The following is a 17088-nucleotide window of genomic DNA, read 5'->3' as shown; positions in this document are numbered from 1 at the left end:
GCCCGCATAGGGCGAGCAAAGGCAAGAACCGCCAAGCGACGAGGCTTCGCGGTTCTTGTTTTTAGAGAGGCGAATGATGCCGCCCTTACTCGTACCAGTATTTCGGGAGGACTTCCTTTTCCTGATCCAGCAGCTCCTTGATGATCATGTCCGCGTCATGGATCGAATTCACGAGCGGATCGGTCAGCATCGCCCTGCGCAATTTGGCGAAGCTCCGTTCGGCGACCGCCTCCGCGGTGAGTTCGTGCGTATCCAGCACGAGCTCCTGCATGCCTCGAATGCCCCTCGGCATCTCGCCTACGGGAAGCGGCCTGACGCCCTCCATGCTAACCTCGCATAGCAGCTCTAGGAACGCGTCGTTATTCATGTTGGTCACCGCCCCGTCGTTAAGCGTATTGATGAAGAAGCGCTTGCCCAGGTTCCCCACCATGCTCTCGATGATATCCGTCGCATGATCGGGGCCGAACGACCGCATATAACCGGCGATCGGCAGTTCGCCCGACAGGAAACCGTCCACTTGCCTCCACATCTCCTCATGGCGCTTGTACCGCTCGTCCGTCTCCCAGATCGCCAACTGCGGAAGGACGTCCTTCGTCTTCCCCAGCCCTTGCCAGTACGGGACGTATTCTTTCGTATGCGCCGTGCAGGTCGGGATATAGCCGAATATATCGTAGAGCTGGCAGGCGATCGAATCGTTGAAGAGCGATTTGGCGTCCCTATCGGCGGTTTCCTGTTCCGCCTTCTTCCGGATCGACGCTGCGATCGCCGGCGTGACGTCCTGCCCTTCGTACACCGCCTTGAGCAGCCAGGTAAAGTGATTGACGCCGGCTACCCGAAAATCGAATTGCCGATCGATCGCTGCGGTGAAGTCCCCCGGATCCGCGATGATTCCCGCGCGAACGGCATATTGCGCTTTGATATGCGGCATATGATGACCGTCGCACAGCGCGAACGACTTCAGCTTCGGCGCGTAGCGGCTCAGCGCGATCCCATGAACGGCGGAAGGATTAATATAGTTGATGACCCAAGCGTCGGGGCAGAGCTCCTCGATGTCCTTGGCGCAAGCCATGATGACCGGCAACTCCCTCATCGCCCTGAAGATGCCTCCGGGTCCGATCGTATCCCCCGAGCACATGCGTATCCCATACTTCAAAGACACCTGACAGTCGATGCCCCGATATTTGACCGTATCCTCCGCAAAGCTGAGCACGACAAAGTCGGCGCCCTTTAATACCTCTCGCCGGTTCGTCGAGCCTTCTACTCGAAGCGGCACCTTATTTTCCTTGGCTACCGCTTTGGCCAGATTCACCATTTTGGCCAGCCGGTCTTCGTCCGTGTCGACTAGGGCGAGCGTACCGTTATTTAAGTAAGAGGAATGAACCATCTGCCAAATCGACTGTCGGCCAAAAAACAGACTGCCCGCTCCGAGCACGACGACTTTCGGTTGATGCGCGTTTGACACGTTCACATTCCAGCCTCCCCGCACGTGATAGCCTCATTATAGGAGAATGGCCGAAAAGCGGAATATGCGATGGTCTTGCATTCATGTCAAATAGTACGAATATCTATCGCTTATAAATTCAATGATATAATCAATCCTAGCTCGCGATGTCTATGGGTGGAGGATGATACCGTGCCGGACATGGAGATTTTTAATGAGCTCTCCGAATTCATCTCGCTTCGCATGAAATCGTGCCGGTCGTATGCTCCCGGCGGAGACTGGATCGAGCATAAGGCGCATGCAGACTACGATCTGTGGCTGGTTCAATCCGGAACGGTCAAGGTTCAAATAGCCGGCATCGAGCATACGGCGCATCCGGGCGACGCGGTCTTTTTTTATCCCCGGGTTCCTTATATCGCCTCATGCGGCGGGGAAGGCTGCCGGTTTATTTATGTTCATTTCGACTATGGCATAGGCGAGCAGCAGCAGATTCTCGGCGATTTCCAGCTCTCGGGCATTATTAACGGAGAGCTCATCCGGGAGGATGCCGATCGGTTCGTCCAGGCCTTCGCGCAATCGGAGCAACGAAGCGGCAGGCCGGGGAATCGTCTGTATCTGAAGGCTTGCCTGACGGCCGTCGTCGCCAAGATCATCGAGCGCCACGGACAAGGCCAATACAGCGGCGCCTTTCTGGACGCGACTTCGCCTAGGAGATCAGACCGGGATCTGGATGTCCTGCAACCGATATTCCGGTACATCGAGGACCATCTGCACACCTCCATCAGGATGAACCAGCTTGCGCCGCTTGCAGGCATATCCGAGAAGTACTTTATTTCCTACTTTAAAAAAGCCGTCGGCATCACGCCGGGACAATACGTGTACCAGATTAAAATGAACCGCGCCCGCGATTATCTCTATGAAAAGAAGTACACGGTGCAGCAGGTCGCCGGCTTCCTCGGCTATCCCGATCCCTTCACCTTCTCAAAGGCGTTCAAAAAATACTATAACGTGCCGCCGTCCAAATTCGATTGACAAGACGAGAGGGAAGAGCCCCGCTTCGCCTTTCGTAGTGAAGGCGATTCGCACTTTGGCGGCGATCGGCCCGACAGCAAAGAAGTCTCCTCCCCCTTAGGGAAAGAGACTTCTTTGGGTGGTCAGGACACTTCGCGCTTGACGATCTTCATGACGATCTTGCCGATCTTCCAGTAGTTCTGGAAGTCCTTCATGAAGTTCGAGATCGTACTGCCCATCATCGATTGGAGGATGAAAAATCCGATCGCCCCGCGGTACTCGTCCCATACCGCGCCGAGCGCATCGTCCCACTCGTAGCCGGACAGGATGAGCAGCGCCGTCGCCTTCATCCAATCGCCCATCTCCCACGTGAGCAGGTTCGCCGAATTGTGCGCGCTCAGTCCGGCGCCTCGCAGCGTGCCGAGCGTCACGATGATCGCGGCCTCGTCGTCATCAAGCGCGCGGCGTTCGACCGCGGACAGCTCGCCGAGGAACGCGGTCTGCTCGTTTTTGCTGATGGCTTTGATGATGTCGTAAATCTGCTTGTTGCTCGTCTGCGCGATCTGCAGCGCTTTGACGATGACGGTGAGCGAGATCTCGCCCGTATTGGCCATGCCTTGAGCGATATCCAGCATCGGCGCCATCTCGCGCAAGTCACCGGGTATCCATTCCGGACGGAGACCGGCTTTATACACAGCCTTTACGATATCGTTCAGATCCGTGAAGCCCCCCAGCTTCAGGTTCTGCGCGATTGTCGCGTAGTTATTCGACGCTCCCGACTGGACGATCGCAACCACGATGTCTGTGGCGTTAAGTCCGGTTTGCTTGAGATAGGCGACAGACTCTGCGCCTCTGTATACATACTTCAGATAATCCGTCAGCTTGTACCCGTTGAGGGCGAGCAGCCGCAAACGATCGTTCGAGCTCGTGAACATGCGACTCACGAAGCCCGCCGCATCATAGGCGGTGTAGCCGAGGCGCTTCAGAATGGCTTCCTCCGCGATCGCTCCGCTCAGCTCGCCCATCGCCTGCATCGCATCCTCGATCGGCAGACGCCCGAAGCCGTTCCCGGCAGCGGCCAACGCGATGTCGCTGATCGAGACGTTCGGCAGCCCTGCGCGGATGATCGTCATCACCGCGATCGCCCCGGCCGAGCCTCCGCCGTTGCTCCTGTACACCAGGAAGTCCGCCATCTCCGCGGGCGTATCGAGGCCGAACCGGACGAGCAGCGCGCCTTGCTCTTCTATCGTGCCTTCGTTTTTAAAGCCCCGGTTGAAGTGTCTGTACCGCAAATTCAGTATCGTCGCTCCGTCATAGCCGAGCGCGGCGAGCGTATCGACCAGATAGGCGTCGCTAATCTCCAGCTTGCCGTTGCGCTGCATCTCGACCGCAAGATCGCTTGCACTGTCGCCCTCGGCCTTCATCCGCGTGAGGAGCGCGAGCACAGGGTCGACCCCGTACACTTCTGCGATCTTGCCGTTGATCTGCGCAACCGGAGCGTCCACGTTGATCATCGCATCCTTGGCGCCGAGCGCATCGAGGCCGAACAGCAGCTTGAGCGCCAGCACGATATCCGACAGCGGGAACTTCCCGGACATGTAGCCGGCCATATTGGTCGGATTGCCGGCATAGCCGGCCGGTACCATCTGCCTCAGGTAAGACAGATTGGTATCGGCATAGTAGACGGCAGCGATCGCCAGCGCGATATCTCCGGCCTGATCGTACGGCTTGAGCAGCTCGGTCGCGCGCGCCGCGTCTACTTTGTACCGGTTCTTCAGCTGCAGCGCGATGTCGGCGAGCGAATTGTTCGTCTGCTTCAGGAAGGAGACCGCCCCTTCAGCCGTAGCGATCCCATACAGGTCGAGGACATCCGACAGGAGGTCGGCGGACGTCGGACCTTGTCCGCGAGCCTCGTTCACGGCGGCTTCGACCGTCTGCGCCGTATAGACGCCCAGCCCGGACAGGATGGCCTTCGTGTCCGTCTCCGATTGGGCATAGCCGTTCATGAGCGCGCCGGCAATGTCCGCCGCGCCGTAACCGGCCTGCCGCAGCATGCCCGCGGCCTCAGCCGCAGAACCGACGCCTACCGCGCTCAGCACGGCAGCGACTGCAGCCCCGGTCAGGCCTTCGGCCCCGGCTGCCAGCACATAGACGATCGTGGCCGGGTCGAATATCCCCGTTCCCGCCAGCACCCCGGCGATCTCTCCCTGCGCCAGACTGTAATGGCGGCTCAGCGCGCCGGCGATATCGGCCAGCGGGATGCCCGCCTGCCACAGAAGCCTGACAGCATCGGCCGGATCTGCGATCTCCTCGCCGCCTGCGAGCACCTCGTCCGCATCGGCGGCCGAAGCCGGCGCGTAGACGTCCGACACGGCGGCCCCGATCAAGGACGCGCTGTCGAAGTCCAGCGCGGCGAGCTCCGCGGCAGTCTGCTCGGCGGAAAGGCCGTAGTACGAACGCGATGCCGCTACGATCTCCTTGAGCGAGTAGCCCATCTGCCGCAGCATCGGCGCGCCGTCCTGAAGCGTGACGGCTCCTGCGCCCCGCAGCAGGTCCCCTGCGCTCTCCCCATACGGCTTGCCGTAATATTCGAGCACTGCGGCCGTCACTGCGTCTGCCGTATATGCGGCGACCGGCAGCAGTGCGCCGAGTGCCTGTCCGGCGGTCAGCCTGTAGTGATCCCGCGCGGCCAGTACCAGATCGTCCAGCGTCAGACTGGCGGCGCGCAGGTCGGGAATAGCCTCTTCGAAAGTATCCGCGCCCAGCCCATCCAGCGCGGCGACGAGCGCCTGGCTCATCGTCTGGCCGTATACAGAGGCGATCGCGGCGACGACATCGCTGCCGTCTCCATCGAAGAAGCCGGACGCGTCGAGCGCCGACGCCGTTTGCCCTTGCGTCAGCCCGTAGTGATCGCTACCGACGCGGACGATGCTCCGCAGGTCGAAGTTCATCCGCAGCAGATACGACACGGCATCGGTCAATGTGCTGAGCCCGGCGGCTTCAAGCGAATCGACGACGCTCGCATCGCCGGACATGCCGTACACGCTGGCCACCGTAGCGACGACATCCTTGTCCGTATACATCCCGAACGTACGGAAGGCCTGCAGCGCTTCCCCGGAGGAGAGACCGTACTCTTCCTTCGCCAGCCGCGCTCCGGTCCGAAGATCGAACCGCTGCTGTGCGTAGATAAAGGCGATTGCCTCGGCGAAGGACGCTTGTCCGCCCGTGGTCAGCAGCTCGTGAATCGCATGCTCCACCGTCCCGTCATAAGCGCCGGCTGCCGCATAGAGGACGACGCTGTCGCTCTCGCTGCTCTGCGCCAGCAGCGCCTGTGCCGTCCGGCCGAGCGGCGCGCCGAAGTGATCGCGGGCGATCGCGGCGATATCCTGCAGCGCGAAGCCGGCATCCCTTAGATACGGAATCGCAGCATCCGGCGTCGTGATGCCTTCGGCCGCGAGTGCGGCGGCCGCCACAGCCGCCTTGCTGTCGCCGTATATGCCCGACACGACCTGAATGACGCCCGTCAGCTCGTAAGGATAAGCGTCCGCAAGCAGCCTTGCCGCTTCGCCGGATTCGAGTCCGTAATAACTCTTCAAGCTGCGGGCGATCTCAGACAACGAATACTTCGCATTCTTCAGGAAGCTGATGCCGTCGGCCGGCGCGGCGCTGCCCGATGCGGCCAGCAGCTGTGCGACCGTCACCTGATCCTGCGCGTACAGCGCCTGGAGTACGGCAATCGTGTTTTGCAGGTTCGGATTGCTCGAACGGGCGATCAGCGCCTGCATCACTTCGTCCATGCCGTAGCCGCCGCGTATGAGCGCAGGCCCCGACACGCTTGGCTCCTTGTATTCCGTATAACGGGAAGCCAGCAGCGTGATGACGGAGCCCGCCGTTGCGCCTTGGGCCTTCAGCGTCTTCACCCACAGCGCGACGGGATTGCCGCCGAACGCCCAGGCGACTGCGGCGCCGATCTCGTCCTGATCGTAGAACTGTACCGCCAGCAGCGCGGCGATCGTACCGGACTCGTCCAGTTCGTATTGCTCCCGAAGCACGAGCGCAATGTCCTTCAGCGGATACGGCCGCAGTCTGACGACGATCTGGGCCTCGGTCTGCCCCTTGGACTGCAGGTACAGCGCGGCTTCCTTGGCCGCGATGCCGTATCGGCTGAATACCTTGATCCAGTCCCAGCCCTCGCTATCGTACACGGCGGCGAGGTCCGCGATCGGATAACCGGTACTGCTCAGCACGGCGGTGAGCGCCGCCATCTGCGACTCCCGCGAGCTGCCGGGATAAAGCGAGATCGTGCCATCGATAATCTGCTGCAGGGTGAACTTGCCTGTCGCGCTCATCGTCGTCGTGATGTCGCCGACGGATACGCTGCCGAACAGGAACTTCGCGTCCTTGGCGAGCTTGGCGGCGTCACAGCTGCAATTCGCCGTCTGCTGATCGATCCAGAGCGGCATCGTCAGGCCAAGCTGCTGGATCAGCGCCCTCTGATAGTCATAGAACGAATACATCTCGCTCATACCCGCTGCCAGATTCGCGGCGTTCGCCGGTTCGGCCTCATCGCCGGCATACGCGGTGCGCAGCGCGGCAAGCGCCTGCTCCGCGGTATATCGCGCACCGGTCGCGAACATATCACGGACAACATCCTTCATCGAATAAGTCGTGCCGTCGGCCGTCACGGCGTCATGTACGTAGGCTAGCGAGGCCGCAAGCGGGTAGTGCGCTTCCTCGAGGAAGTTTTCAAGCACCGGACTGCGGCCGGCATAGACATGCTTCAGGAAGTAATCCGCCACCTGCACCGGATCGTAGCCGCCCTGGAGCAGCGTCGTGAACAGGCCCTTGGCATCAAAGCCCCACGGATGGAACATCGGTTCGAGCGCATCGTACGCGGAAGCCGTATCGGCCCCGTACACGGTGCGCAGCGCCGCCGCCGCCGTAGTTTTGCTGAAGCCGCCCTGGACGAACTGGCTGGCCGTCTCCCTCAGCGTCAGCGAAGTCCCCCACGCGTTCATCACCTGACTGGCGATCGCCTCCGGATCCCCTCCCTTGCTCAGCAGGGCGGAGACGGCCGTCGCCGCGACGCCGCCTGACGCCCGTATGGCGTCCGCTACCTCGAACGCGGACAGCCCTTGATCGAGCATGGCCGCAGCCGCGTCCGCCGGCGGGAAGATCCCGCTGGCTGCGGCATACAATTCAGCGCCGGACAGACCTGCTTGCGCAAGCGCCTGAACGGCCGCTGCCGCATCCGCGAACGTATAGAGCTGCCGGACGGCTTCGCCGATCGCCTTCGCCGGATAGCCGGCGCCGCTCAGCAGCTCTGCAGCGGTCGCAGCATCGGCGGCATACAGCGCCTCGATCGCCGCCGCGGCATCGGCCGCAGACATACCGCCGGCAGCAAGCGCCTGCACCGTCCCGGCATCGGTCAGCGCATACGCGCTCTGCACCGCGCCTGCGGTCGCCGCGGAGCCGTACCAACGCCTTAGCTGCGCCACGGCGATCGCGCCCGTTTCAAGGAGCGCGCGGTTTATTGTCTTCGCCGCCGTGTCCGCGGACACCCCTGCCGCCTTCAGCGCATGTATAATGTCGCGCGTCTGATAGCCGCCGTCGCGGAACACGCCCGCAACCGCCTCAGGCGCATAGCCTGCCGTCAGGAGACCTGCGATCCACTCGTCGGGTGTCATAGGCAAATACATCATGGCCCGAAGCGCGCCGAACGCGGTCAACGCATCCGTGTCCATCTTATACATTAGGTCGAGTACGGCCGGGAATTCCAGCCGGTACTCCCTGCGGACGGCGACCGCGTACTGCGCGGCGGAGAATCCGCCCTCCCGCAGCAGCTTCGCGGTGTCCAGCGCCGTGCGGCCGAATTGCGTATGCAGCATGGCTGCAGGCGTATCGGCGTTGCGGCTGTCGACGTAGCTCTGCACGAGACCGAGCTCGCTCGACGCGTTGAGCGCCGGCGTAGCGCCGAATTGGGCCAGAAACGCGCCATTTACGCCTCTAACCCGATTTACGCCGGTATAGGCGACCGCCAGCTCGTCGGTCGAACGGATGAGCGGTCCGCTCCAGGTCAGCTTGACCGTCGTCGCATTGACGAATAACGACTTAACCCCGCTCTGCCACTGGCCATTGATTTTCAGCGTAAATCCGGAACTCTCGGACATCGAGATGAGCGGTGCGTCGAAGGTCAGCTGCACGCTCGCGCTGTCAGCGCCGGATACCGCGCGGAGCATGACGGGCGGCTTCTTCGCATACTGCACGATCCGATCGGCGCCGAGCGCATACCCTGGCTTGGATAGCGTGAGCGTCAGCGGATAATCGCTCGGCCAGGATACCCCGACCTTGTAGGTCAGCCCCCCGTCGGGCGTCGAGATCGTCAAATCGTAGTAGGCGTCGAAGTAGTCGTCCTTGAACAGCTTGATGTCCAGATCCGGCACAGCGGCGGACAATGCGATCGTAAAGCCCGCCTCGTTCGGGTTAAGCACCGTGGCCGTCACGGCGATCGGCACCTGTACCGACGCCTCGCCTCCTGCCCCGAAGCTGTAGCCCGTCATGTTCAGTTTCAGCGTATAGGTTCGGCCTTCCGTCAGCTTGACGCCGACCTTATAGGAGGCTTCCGTATCCCCCGCGACCGCATGGCCGACGGCGACCGGATCGCCGCTTTCCGTGAGCAGCGTGATGTCGGCCGCGCTCAGCCCGGGCACCGCTTGGTTAAAGGTAAGCGTCAAGCCGTCCTTGGACACGCCGGATACCTGGGTCTGAACCTGGATCGGCAGAATGACCTGCAGCGGAGCCGCGGCCGGATGCGCAGGATCGCGGACGTCGATCGCGTACGCCTTGCCTCTCGTCAGCGGAACGATGACCTGGTAGAGGCGTCCGGTATGGGAAGCGCCTGATAAATCATAGAACCTGCTTGCATTCAGAGCAATCCGCGAACCGGACGCATCGGTCAGATACACGTCGTCCGGATTCAGATTCGGCACGGCGTCGCCGAGATTCAGCACGAAGCCGGCATCGGAGATGCTGCTCGCCGACAGCGCGAGCGCCGGCTGGGCTTCGCGCTGCAGCGCCGGACCGAAGTCGTAGCCGTTCGCGGCGAGCTGCAGCGTGTACGTCTCATGCGCATGAAGTGCAGCCGAAGCCTGATAGATCCGTCCGTTCTCGGCTTCCGTCCAAGAGGCGACGGCGACGGTCGCGCCGGCGCTGTCCTTCAGCGTCAGATTGCCGGCGGCCAGCCCGGACACCGCCTGATCCAGCCGGATCGTGAAGCCGGTCGTCAGCAGCGGCATCACCGCCGCTTGTACGGCCGCCGGTACGACAAAGCCGGCATCGGCGCCGAAGTCGTAGCCCGTCTTCGATAGGCGCAGACTGTAGCGCTTCTTCGCCTGCAGACCCGCCCGAACGGTATACGTGCCGCCTCCGTCGGCTGTCGTCATGGAAGCGACGTCGACGGGCGCTCCGTCCTGATCGAGCAGCGTGACATTCGCGGCGTTAAGCCCCGGTACCGGAGCATCCAGTCGGATCGTCAGCCCGGCCGTTCCGACATCCGCGTAGGCTGCCGCGACCGGGATCGGCACGTTCAGCGTCAGTGTGGAGCCGAAGTCATAGCCGGCCAGCGCGATCGCCAGCGAGTAGCTGCTGCCGCCCCTCAGTCCGGCGCTCAGCGTATAGGTGCCGCCGCCGTTTGCCGTCACCGCGCCTGTCACCGCGACAGCGTTGCCGGACGTATCCCGCAGCTCGAAGCTCGCAGCGGTCAGTCCGTCGACGGCCGGAGAGAGCGTCACGGTCGCGCCCGCCTCGGAGACGGCCGAGACCGCAGCCGACACCGAATCCGGAATGTCCGCCGTCAGCGGATCGCCGAATTCGTAGCCGCCCTTGGCGACCGTCACCGTATACGTCTCGCCGCCCGCATAATCGGCGGCGATCCGGTACGTCGCCCCGCCGTCGTCGGTCGAGACCGAACCGACGGGAAGCGCTGCGCCTGCGCCGCTCTCCAGCGCGAAGTGGCCTTCGTCCAGATCCGGCACAGCCGGATTGAAGCCGACGGTGATCTCGCGCGGCCCGGCGCCGATCACGGCCGTCCGCTCGAAGACCGGCACGTTGAACGGGATCGGATCGCCGAACGCGAAGCCGTCCTTTTCCGGCACGATCGTGTAGCTCTCGGATTGCAGGAAGTCGGCGGACAGCATGTACGTCGTGCCGCCGTCCGTCGATTCGGCCGACAGCAGCGGGAGACGCCTGCCGTCGGAAGCCCGGCGCAGAATGAACTCTCCGGGACGCATGTCCGGAATCGGCTGATCGAGCGACATCTGGAATATGCGGCTGCCGCCGCCTGCCAGGCCGTCGAAGGTCGCCGCTGCCTGCTTCACGATGAGCGGGATCCCCGGTCCATAGTCGTCGCCGGGTTTGGCGATCGTGACGGTGTAGTTCGTATCAGGCACGAGCGTCGCATCAATCTCGTAGCTCAGCCCGTTGTCCTTGGACACGATGCCGCCGGTCTTGACGGCGTTGCCCTGATCGTCCAGAACGCTGAGCTTGAGCTCGCTGCTCCAATTCACGGCCCGGTCGAAGTTCAGCCGGAAGCCGTGAACCGAGACCCTATCCACCGACGCCGCCCGCCGGTTCAGACTGAACGGAATCGTAAACTTCACCGTGTAATTCGGCTTGACGATCGTGACGGTGTACGTCTTGCCCGCGGACAACGGCATCGACACCTGGTAGGTAGCGCCGCCATCAGCGGACACGGCGGACGTCACCGGATAGGCGGTGCCTCCCGCGTCCTTCACGGCGATCTCCGCTGCGGCCAGATCCGGAATAGGCGTGCCCAGGAACAGCCGGAACCCTTGCTGGTTCTGGAACATCGTCGTGATGCCGACCGAGATGCTGAGGCCGAACGTGAGCGGCTTGCCAAAGTCGTAGCCCGGCTTGGAGACGGTCAGCGTGTAGGACTCGCGGGCGTCGAAAGCGCCGGTCAGCTTGTACGAGCCGCCGCCGACTTGCGCAGCGGCGAACGCAACCGGACGGCCCTTGCTGTCGCGCAGGTCGAAGCTGCTCTGATCCAGCGCGAGCGCAGCTCCGGAATAGCTGCCGATCGACAGCAGCAGATCCGTGCTCGTCGTCAGCGAGACCGCGACCGTCGCCGGGATCGGGATATCGAACGCGAGCGGCGCGTCGAGCGCGAATTCATCCCGCTGCACGTCGAGCGTATACCCGGGTCCCGGCTCGATGGCGCCGGCGCCGACCGTGTAGCGGAATAGATAGCTCAGGCCTTGATCCGTCGTGCCGAAGCTGTACAGATGCGTGCCGAGGACGTTGCCGTCCGGATCGCGCAGGACGACCTCCGACCCCTTCAATCCCGCGACCTTCTCGCCGAACTGCAGCGTGAAGCCCGTCGACGTCACGTTCTTGATCGTCGGCGCCAGCGACTTGCGTACGGCGAATTGAACCGGCTGCGTCTGCTGATAGGAGGACGGAGATTGATATTGTACGGTGTAAAACTTGCCGGGCGTCAATACGGCCGTCAGCGCGTAGCTGGCGCCGCCGTCCTCGGAGACCGCGCCGGTCACGGGGATCTTCGCGCCCGCGGCGTCGCGGACGATGAAGCTCGCGCCGGTCAGTCCGCCGACAGGCGAACTTAGCCGCACCGCCAGCCCCGTCGCCGTACCGGCCGCAGCCGAGATCGCCGCCGGGAATCCGAACGCCGGCGAGTTCAACGCATAATCCGCGAGCTCCGGCACGGCCGCCGGGTTCAGCACGATGCTGTACGTATGAGCCGGGGAAAAATTAGAAATTCGAATCCGGTAGACGGTGCCGCCGCCGGACATGACGTATTCAAAGGGATAGTAGTCGTTCCCTTCTTCGTCCCGGACGAACACGCCGCCGTACTCGGCTTGCGGCAGCGCGGACGAGAGACGGATCTCGATGCGGCCGTCCAGCGTCGTCTGCGCGATCGTCGCAGACAGGAAATAGCCGACGTGGAACGATACCGTAGACGCGAAGCGAACGAAGTCCTTCTTCAGCGTCAGGGTGTAGTCCCGGCCGCTGGTCAGAGCGGCATGGACGCGGTAGCCGACCCCGCCGTTCGCCGTGGACAGCGTCACGCCGCTCAGACGGCTGCCGCCCGCGTCGCGCAGGTCGAGATTGGCCGGCAGCAAGCCGGGTACTGCGGTATCGAACGCAAGGTCGAAGCCGTCCGCCGCGATATGATCCACGACCGGGACGCCGGCATCCACCGTGCCGTCCGCCTGGAACGCGACACCTTCAGCAGGCAGGTGACCGGACAGCCGCAGTATGTAGCTGCCGCCGGTCAGTTGGGCCGACAGCCGGTAGGTGCGGCCCTGATCGGCCGTCGTCGCCGAGCCGATCGCGACAGGCATGCCTGTGCCCGCATCGTCGAGCTGGAAGCTGTTGACGGTCAGATCGCTCAGCGCCTCGCTCAGATTTACGGTCAACCCGCTGTCAGTGATATGATCGACGGTCATCGTGGCGACGACCGGCACCGTGAAGTAGAACGCATCCTCCTCGATATCGGCATCTACCGACAGCTTGTAATCACCGGGCGTCAGTGCGGCAGTAAACCGATAGCTCGCCCCGTTGTCGCTTGTCGTGACGGAGTCGATCCGCAGCGCGCTGCCGACCGTTACGCCGTTCTTCGCCCTGTGCAGCGCAAAAGCGTGCGCGGTATCGATCGCGACAGGCGGGTTCAGCGCCAGCGTGAAGCCGGTCTTGGAGGGCTCGACGATCGTATTGTCCGCGAACACGTTGATCCGGCGCGGACCGCCGATGTCGTAGCCTTCCTTGGCCACGGTCACGTAGTAGCTATGCCCTGGCGTACCGTCGAAGGTTGCGATCACAGCGCCTTGGAACGGGATGAGCGCCTTCACCGTCATCTCGGCACCCGATGCGTCCGTGATCCGGTAATTGTCCTTTGTCGTCGCTACGTACGGATTGAGTCCGACGAAGGCAGCCGGATCGGCCTCTCCGCCCCAATAATTAATCGTCGGGCGTATAATCTGCTGCGCGCCGCCGAAGTCGTAGCCAGCATATTGAATGTCGAGCGCGTAATCGCTGTACGTCATTTGCTCGGGCACGAGCAGGTAGCTTCGGCCTTCGTCATCCGTCGTCGCCGACGCGAGAACGTAAGGCGTGCCGTCACGGTGCGTCAGCCCGAACGCTTCGGCGGGCAGTCCCTTAACCGGGAGGCTGAGATGCACGCGCAAGCCTGCGTCCATGTAATTTACCGATTCAAAGGTCGTATAGCGGTTGACCGCAATCGTATCGGGTACCTCGATCTCTCCGGAAAAAGCGAGGTCGGAGGAGACGATTCGGTAGCTGTAAGCGCCCGGGGCGGACAGATCGGCCGTCACCACAGCGGACAGGCCGTCCGCTGCGAGCTGAACGTGCTGTACGGCGACCGCCGCGCCCGACTCCCCGGTCAGCGCGATCCCGTCAGCGGACAAGCCCCGGACCGGCGAGCTGAAGCGGATGGAGAAGCCTTGGTAAGACACCCAATCAAGGGTAGAAGGCATCTCGGCCGCCTGCACGGACAGCACCAACGGCTCGGCGAAGGCGTAGCCCGGCTTGTTCAGCGATACGGTGTACGTGTCGCCCAGCTCGAGCGGCGCGTATACCTCGACGATCGTATGCGTGGACTCGGTCTCCAGCATGTTGATGCCGACGGCCGTCTCGCCGCTGTCCGTGATCGAGAAGCTGTCCATCTCCAGCTCCGGGACCGGCTTGTCCAGCGACAGGATAAAGCCCGAGGAAGATAGACGGTCGACGCTAGGGGTGACCACGACGAGGCCGCCCGGCACCGTCACGGTCAAGCCGCCGCCGAAGCCGTAGCCCGGCTTGACGATGGTCAGCCGGTACGTCTCGCCCTCTGCCAGCGCAGCCGCGATGGCGTAAGTGACGCCGCCGTCTTCGCTGGCCGCGCTCGTCACGGCCACGCTGTCTCCGCCATGCGTCAGCTGGAACTGCGCGGCCGTCAGATCCGGGACCGCGACGCTCAGACTGACGGAGAATCCCGTCGGGCCGGCGACCCCCGCAAGCGTGGGCGTGACGGCGATCTCTTCGGTCCCCTCCTCCGGCACGTTGATCGTCAGCGCGCCGCCGAACCGGTACCCGCTCTTCGCGATCGTCAGCACGTAGCTCTCGCCGGCCGTCAACGTCGCGGCGACCGCATACGTAGCGCCGCCGTCGGCGCTGTCGAGGGATACGACCTGTACGGGCTCGCCGCCATGCGTCAGCGCGAGATCGGCAGCCGTCAGGTCCGCCACCGGTCCGTTCAGCGCCAGCGCGAAGCCGGTCGGACCGGCAGCGCCGGCGAGCGACGCCGCGACGAGAACGTCCTCCGGCTGCGTGACGGTCACGGCTACCGCGAGTCCCACTCCGAAGTTATAGCCCGTCTTGGCGAGCGTCAGCGTATACGTCCTGCCCTCCGCCAGCGCTGCGGACGCCGCATAGGTCGCGCCGCCGTCAAGCGTCGCGGCGTACGCCACGGGGACGATGCCGCCTGTCTCGTCCTTCAGGACAAAGTTCGCCGCCGCGAGGACCGGCACCGGCGGGCTGAGCGCCACCTTGAAGCCGGCCGCGCGCGCCTGAACCAACGTCGGGACGACCGTCACCGTCGTATCGACCGGCGGCGTAGGCGTAGGCTGTCCGCCGCCGCCATTGCTGCCTCCGTTACCTCCGTTACCTCCGTTACTTCCGTTGCCTCCATTGCCTCCGTTTCCCCCGCTGCCGCCCGAACCTCCGGTGCCGCCTGTTCCGCCGGCCACGCTGCCGCGGTCCGTCACTTCCACGTCGGCGGGCTGCTTCTCGAAGCTTACGCCCGCCGCATCCACCAGCGCCCGGCCGATCGTCCCCGCTCCCGTGATCTTCGTGCCGCCGTGCAGCTCCGCGTTTGTCACCGCTACGCCGTCGCCGAGCGCGACGGCGGCGGACTTCACGCCCTCCGCGACCTGCAGCTCGCCGATCGTCCCCGCGCTGACGGTCAGCGTCACGTCGCTCGCGACCTCGACCTTGCCGTAGCGGCCCGACAGCACGACCTCGCCGGTCGCAGTGATGGTGACGCCTGCGATTCCGCCGTTCTCCGACGTCCCGTTCGACTCGATCTTGGCCTCCGTGCGCACGTCCATCTGATGGATGACCGTCGTACCGCCGACGACGACCCGGATCACGCCGTCCTTCTTCTCGATGACGACCGTGCCCAGCCGCGAGTCGTCGATATGGACGCTGTTCGCTCCTCCTCCGCGTACGGACGTGCTCCCCTTCACGTCGACGCCCGTCAGTTTGACGTCCCCTTCGCCGACGGCCTCGCCGATCGTCAGGCTGCCGCGCACCGTCACGTTCCGCAGCGTGATGCCGGGCGCGTCGAGGACGACATCGCCGGCCACCTCGAAGGCGCCCGATGCCGGACCGTATGTACCCGCTGCCGTCAAGCGAAGCGCGGCGGGAACGATGCCGCCGCCGGCGCCTGTCGCGGACCGCGCGCGAATCCGGTCCAGCAGCGCGACGGCCTCCGCGCGCGTAAGCTGCCGGCCGGGACGCACCGTCCCGTCGGAGAAGCCCTGCACGAAGCCGCCTTCGACCAGCGCGCCCAGTGCCGCCCGGGCATAGGCCGGCACGTCGCCGCGGTCGCCGAACGCGCCGAGCGCATGGACGCCGTCGCGCTCGACGACCGGGACGAGCTTCGCCAGCATCGCCGCCGCTTCCGCGCGGGAGAGTGGCCGGTTCGGCTTAAAGGTACCGTCCGGGAAGCCGTTAATATAGCCAGCCGCCACGGCCGCCTGCACCTGGGAGGCGAACCAGGCATCCCCCGGCACGTCGGCAAAAAGCCGGCTCGAGGCGCCCTTATAAGCGAAAAGACGGTTCGCGAGCGCTACGAATTCAATCCGGCTGATCGCCTGATCCGGCCGCAGCGTGCCGTCCTGGAAGCCGTTGATCAGCCCCAGACGCTGCCACTCCGCCATCGTATCGCCGGCCCAGTGGCCCGCCGTATCGCCCGCTGCCGCAGCGACGGCTGCCGGCGCCTTGACGTTCAACGCGCCGAAGCCCCCCGCATCTGAAGACGCGGCGGCCGCGGCTCCCGGCCCGAAGCCCGGCACGACCAGACCGCTCAGCAGCGACACGATGAGGATCCACGCGAGCGCGGCGCCTCGTTTATTTCTCGTTCCTCTTTTTCCCATCGCACAAATCCCCTTCCCTCGCACCCGGAAGCAGACGGATGACGAGCATTCTAGGAATAAGTCTACGGGGCATGAATAAAAGAATAATGAAAGATTCGGACAAAAATAGACAAAAATCCGCATCGTACAAGGCTTTGTGGCTTTTTCCCGAGAACAAAAAAAATTGCGGCCCGGCGGCTTCGCCAGTCGCGTTCCGCCAAACATAGGACTTATGTAACAATTTACATAGGTAAATTAGATTATTATGTCAGAAAATTAAGCAAATCTATTACTTTCGACTTTGATCCATTCGATAAATGTATGGTGGTTATTTGGGTAGGGAGGGAATTTTATTCACGAAAACCAGTTTTACTGTGGCGATCGGAACCAAAGACTTAGGTCTTAAGAGGAGGGTTACGCGATCGGGCCGGGCCGGATTTAGATGCAAATTAGACAACAGGA

The 17088-nt window shown here is 63.4% G+C and carries 3 protein-coding genes; 1 reads left to right on the top strand and 2 read right to left on the bottom strand.

Annotation, left to right across the window (positions count from 1 at the left end):
- Positions 1-85 precede the first annotated feature (85 nt).
- The gene (locus tag PQG80_RS21330; protein WP_271753600.1) at positions 86-1468 is read right to left on the bottom strand and encodes a family 4 glycosyl hydrolase; all 1383 of its coding nucleotides are present in this window, start codon (positions 1466-1468) and stop codon (positions 86-88) included.
- A 174-nt stretch (positions 1469-1642) separates the two neighbouring features.
- Here PQG80_RS21330 and PQG80_RS21325 point away from each other — a divergent pair, with 174 nt between their 5' ends.
- A complete protein-coding gene (locus PQG80_RS21325) occupies positions 1643-2473 on the top strand; it encodes an AraC family transcriptional regulator (RefSeq protein WP_271753626.1) in 831 nt (276 codons plus the stop codon).
- A gap of 122 nt (positions 2474-2595) precedes the next feature.
- Here the strand turns inward: PQG80_RS21325 and PQG80_RS21320 are convergent, their stop codons facing one another.
- Complete coding sequence (locus PQG80_RS21320; RefSeq protein WP_271753599.1) at positions 2596-16647, bottom strand: S-layer homology domain-containing protein; 14052 nt, start codon at positions 16645-16647, stop codon at positions 2596-2598.
- Positions 16648-17088 lie beyond the last annotated feature (441 nt).

The sequence above is a fragment of the Cohnella rhizoplanae genome (assembly GCF_948329515.1).
Taxonomy (GTDB): Bacteria; Bacillota; Bacilli; order Paenibacillales; family Paenibacillaceae; genus Cohnella; species Cohnella rhizoplanae.
This window is presented reverse-complemented; position numbering and strand designations above follow the sequence as displayed.

Excerpts from the sequence above, each read along its gene's own strand:
- PQG80_RS21325 (WP_271753626.1), top strand. The coding sequence starts at position 1,643 with ATGGAGATTTTTAATGAGCTCTCCGAATTCATCTCGCTTCGCATGAAA.
- PQG80_RS21320 (WP_271753599.1), bottom strand. The coding sequence starts at position 16,647 with ATGGGAAAAAGAGGAACGAGAAATAAACGAGGCGCCGCGCTCGCGTGG.